The 4,058-nt window shown below is 71.4% G+C and carries 6 protein-coding genes; 1 reads left to right on the plus strand and 5 read right to left on the minus strand.

What is annotated here, in order from left to right; genetic code table 11:
* Positions 1-1,188, plus strand: a 1,188-nt coding sequence (locus APM_RS11355) for an NRAMP family divalent metal transporter (protein WP_007423523.1), incomplete at its 5' end; no start/stop codon positions are given.
* 6 nt (positions 1,189-1,194) lie between these two features.
* Here the strand turns inward: APM_RS11355 and APM_RS11360 are convergent.
* From APM_RS11360 to APM_RS11380, 5 genes are all read right to left on the minus strand, one after another.
* Entirely contained in the window at positions 1,195-1,626 is a 432-nt protein-coding gene (locus APM_RS11360; RefSeq protein WP_007423524.1) for a dihydroneopterin aldolase, read from the minus strand.
* Positions 1,627-1,696: 70 nt separating this feature from the next.
* Positions 1,697-2,137: a CHRD domain-containing protein gene (locus APM_RS11365; RefSeq protein ID WP_241763144.1), complete on the minus strand. Its 441-nt coding sequence runs from the start codon at positions 2,135-2,137 to the stop codon at positions 1,697-1,699.
* 149 nt (positions 2,138-2,286) lie between these two features.
* Positions 2,287-2,574: a high-potential iron-sulfur protein gene (locus APM_RS11370; RefSeq protein ID WP_007423526.1), complete on the minus strand. Its 288-nt coding sequence runs from the start codon at positions 2,572-2,574 to the stop codon at positions 2,287-2,289.
* A 160-nt stretch (positions 2,575-2,734) separates the two neighbouring features.
* The gene (locus tag APM_RS11375) at positions 2,735-3,712 is read right to left on the minus strand and encodes a quinone oxidoreductase (protein WP_007423527.1); all 978 of its coding nucleotides are present in this window, start codon (positions 3,710-3,712) and stop codon (positions 2,735-2,737) included.
* Between the two features lie 19 nt (positions 3,713-3,731).
* The coding region (locus APM_RS11380) for a methylated-DNA--[protein]-cysteine S-methyltransferase (RefSeq protein WP_007423528.1) at positions 3,732-4,058 on the minus strand (327 nt) is incomplete at its 5' end.

Genomic DNA, 4,058 nt, shown 5'->3' on the forward strand with positions numbered 1-4,058 from the left:
ATCACCGGCGCCGCCGACGACGACCCGAGCGGCATCGCCACCTATTCCCAGGTCGGCGCCCAGTTCGGCTACACCCTCGGCTGGACGGTGGTGCTCGCCCTGCCCTTCATGGTCGCGGTGCAGGAGATCAGCGCGCGCATCGGCCGCATCACCGGCCGCGGCCTCGGCGCCGCGATGGAAGCCCACCTGCCCCGCCCGCTCGCCCTTGGCCTGATCCTGCTGCTCGCCATCGCCAATGTCTTCAATCTCGGCGCCGATCTCGGCGCGATGGCGCAGACCGCGCACATGCTCGCCGGCGGTCCCGAGCGGCTCTACACCGTGGCGATCGCGGTGTTCTGCGTCGTCGCCGAAATCCGCATCCCGTACCGCCGCTACGTCGCCGTGCTGAAATTCCTCACCACGGCGCTGCTCGCCTATGTCGCCCTGCTCTTCGTCCTGCGCCTGCCCGCGCGCGAGATCCTCGCCGGCGCGCTGATCCCCCGCCTCACGCTCGACCGCCCGGCCCTGCTCGCGCTCATCGCGGTCTTCGGCACCACGATCAGCCCCTATCTCTTCTTCTGGCAGGCGGCCGAGGAAGCCGAGGATGCCGGGCGCATCCCCACCGTCGGCCCGGCGGTGGCCGGCGAGCTCGCCCGCATCCGCTTCGACACCTGGACCGGCATGACCTATTCGAACGCCGTCTCGCTCTCGATCATCATCGGCACGGCGGCGACGCTGCACGTCCACGGCATTACCGACATCACCTCGGCGGCGGACGCGGCGAGCGCCCTCGCCCCCATCGCCGGCCGTTTCGCGCAGCTCGTCTTCGCCCTCGGCATCTTCGGCACCGGCCTGCTCGCCGTCCCCGTCCTCGCCGGCAGCACCGCCTACGCGATCGGCGAGGCGCTGCACTGGACGGTCGGCCTCTCCCGCCGCGCGCTCGAGGCCCGGGCCTTCTACGGCGTGCTCGCGGTGGCGACGCTCGCCGGCGTCGGCATCGTCTTCTCCCCGCTCACCCCGATCCGCGCGCTGTTCTGGGCGGCGGTGATCAACGGCGTCGCCGCCGCGCCGATCATCGCCGCGATGGTCGCCCTCGCCAGCCGCCCCGCGGTGATGGACGGCCACGTCCTGCCCCGCGCGCTGCGGGTCATGGGCTGGCTCACCGCCGCGCTGATGGGCGCCTGCACCCTGGCGATGCTGCTGGTCTGAACCGGATCAGGAATTCCGCCGCTCGATCTCCACGCCGACGGACTGCATGTCCGGAAACACGTCGAGCTTCTCCACCCGCACGCGCACATGCGCGACCCGCGAGTCCTCGAGGCACAGCTCCGCCAGCCGCTCGGCCAGCGTCTCGACGAGCTGGACATGCCCGGCCGCGACCGCCGCCCGCGCGCCGAGCACGATCCGCTCGTAATCCACCACCCGGGCGAGATCGTCCCGCCCCACGCCGGGGCGCGACATCAGCGCCCCCTGCGGGCCGGCCTCCTCGCGCACCGCGAGATCGAGATTGATCCGCACCCGCTGCGTGCGGCCGAATTCATGGGCATGGACGCCGATATGGGCGTCCAGCACCATGTCCCGCACGAACATCCGCCGCAGCGCCGGCGCTGCGGTGGCGGGCGGAGCGGGAAAATGGCTTTCGTTCATCCCCCGCCCATGCGCCGCCCCGCCGGCGAACGCAAGAGACGATCCCGCGTCGCCGGCGACCGCGAACGGCTCAGCCGGCGTGCACGCGTCCGCGCAGCTCGCCGGGCTTGTGCATCACGGTATGGATCATGACATACCAGTGCCCGCCCATCAGCTCCTTCGCCTGCATCGGCGTCAGCACCGCCGAGCCCCTGATCGGCCCGGCCGCCATCGGATGCGGCGGCGCCTTCGTCAGCCACACCTGCACCGGCCCGTTCTGCCCGGGCTTGCTGATCGGCCCGTGGAAATGCGCCATGATCACCTTGCTGCTGAGGTGGCTGTAGGTCACGTCCCACGTCACCCGGCGGGTCACCGTGTTGAACGTGCCGTGCATCATGCCGCTGCCGTGGGACATCGTCCCGGCCACCGGGTGCAGCGTCGCGGAAAGCCGCACGGTCTTCGCCTGCGCGATCCCGATCCCGCTGGCCAGCCCGGCGGCGAGCATCATCGCGGTCACGCCTCGCCTGTTCACCTTCACATCCGTCTCCTTGATGTCGTCGCGGCGCGATGCAGCCCCTCGCGCCAGGGGGATGTCCCGGCCGGGCCGGCGTCGCGCCGGGTCCCGGCCGTCAGTCCGCTCTGCCGCCCCCGAAGCCGCGGGCGGGTCTCAGGGCCGCGGCGTTACGATTTCGGGCTCCACAGCTCGCACCAGCCCTTCGGCGAGATGGCGCCGGCCACCGCCTTGCAGCGCCCGTCCTTGCCGGAACTGGAGGCCGGAATATACAGCGCGCAGCCGTCGCACTGGTGCCCGTCCTTCGGCTTGTCCTGATACTTCACCGCGGACTTGGCCATGCCGGCCGCCTCCGCCGTCTGGGTCGCCGCGATCCCGGCCACCGCGATCCCGGCGGAAATCCCCGCCGCCGTCTTCAGCAGCGCGCGCCGGCCGTTCGGTCTGGTCAATTCGGACATTGTTTCTTCTCCTGCCTGGCATGTCCCGTGGACAACACGGAACGAGAATGGGAACGAAGCCCGGATTGGCAAGCGCCCTCCGGGCCCGTCCACTCTAGATTGCCAAACATGGCATGAATCCGGCACGCACGAGATCGTGATCCCGCGCCGCCGCCGCCCGTCAGGGTAGCAGCACGGTGCTGCCGGTGGTCCGCCGCGCCTCCAGCGCCTCGTGCGCCGCCGCCGCCTCGGCGAGCGGGAAGGTCTGGTTGACGCGGATCTTCACCGCCCCGGCCTCGACCACCCCGAACAGGTCGTTCGCCACCGCGACGAGGTCGGAGCGCTTCGCCGTATAGGTCGCCAGCGTCGGCCGGGTCAGGAACAGGCTGCCCTTGGCCGCGAGAATGCCGACATCGACCGGCGGCACCGGCCCCGAGGCATTGCCGTAGCTCACCATCAGGCCGAGCGGCGCGAGCGAGTCGAGGCTCGGCCCGAACGTGTCCTTGCCCACCGAATCATAGACCACCGGCACCATCGCGCCGTCGGTCAGCCGCTTCACCTCGGCGGCGAGATGCTCGTGCCCGACGATGACGTGATGCGCCCCGTGCGCGCGGGCGATATCCGCCTTCGCCTCGGTCGAGACGACGCCGATCACCGTGGCGCCGAGATGCCGCGCCCACTGGCAGAGAATGAGGCCGACGCCCCCGGCCGCGGCGTGCACCAGAATGGTCTCCCCCGCCTGCACCCGGTAGGTCCGCCGCAGCAGGTATTGCGCGGTCATGCCCTGGAGCATCATCGCCGCCCCGGTCTGGAAGTCGATCCCGGCCGGCAGCTTCACCAGCCGGTCGGCGGCGATCACCCGCTCGGTGGCATAGGCGCCGACCGGCCCGCCGGCATAGGCGACGCGGTCGCCCGCCGCCACCTCGGTCACCCCCTCGCCCACCGCGACGACGACGCCCGCCCCCTCCATGCCGATGGTCGCCGGGAGATGCGGCACCTTGTAGAGGCCGGTGCGGAAATACACGTCGATGTAGTTCAGCCCCACCGCCTCGTGACGCACCAGCGCCTCGCCGCGTCCGGGCTCGGGCGTGGGCACGTCCTCCCAGCGCAACACTTCGGGCCCGCCATGGGCATGAATACGGATGGCCTTTGTCGTCATCTCTGTTTCTCCCGGAATGTCAGGCGCGGCGGCGCGCGCCGTCACTGAAAGCGGCGCCTTCGAGGGCGAGCAGCCGGCGCTTCATCGCCAGTCCCCAGCCTTCCTCGCTGCTGCCGCAATACCCGCCCAGCCCGTCCGCCGCGCGCACGCGGTGGCAGGGGATCAGGATCGGTATCGGATTGGCGCGGTTGGCGCCGCCGACCGCGCGGGCGCTGCCGCCGACATCGCGCGCCACCTCGCCATAGGTCCGCGTCTCGCCGCGCGGAATCGTGCGCAGATACGCCCACACACGGCGCTGATACTCGGTGCCCGCCGGCGCCAGCGCCAGATCCTCGGCCAGCGGGCC

It is taken from the genome of Acidiphilium sp. PM, assembly GCF_000219295.1.
GTDB lineage: Bacteria > Pseudomonadota > Alphaproteobacteria > Acetobacterales > Acetobacteraceae > Acidiphilium > Acidiphilium multivorum.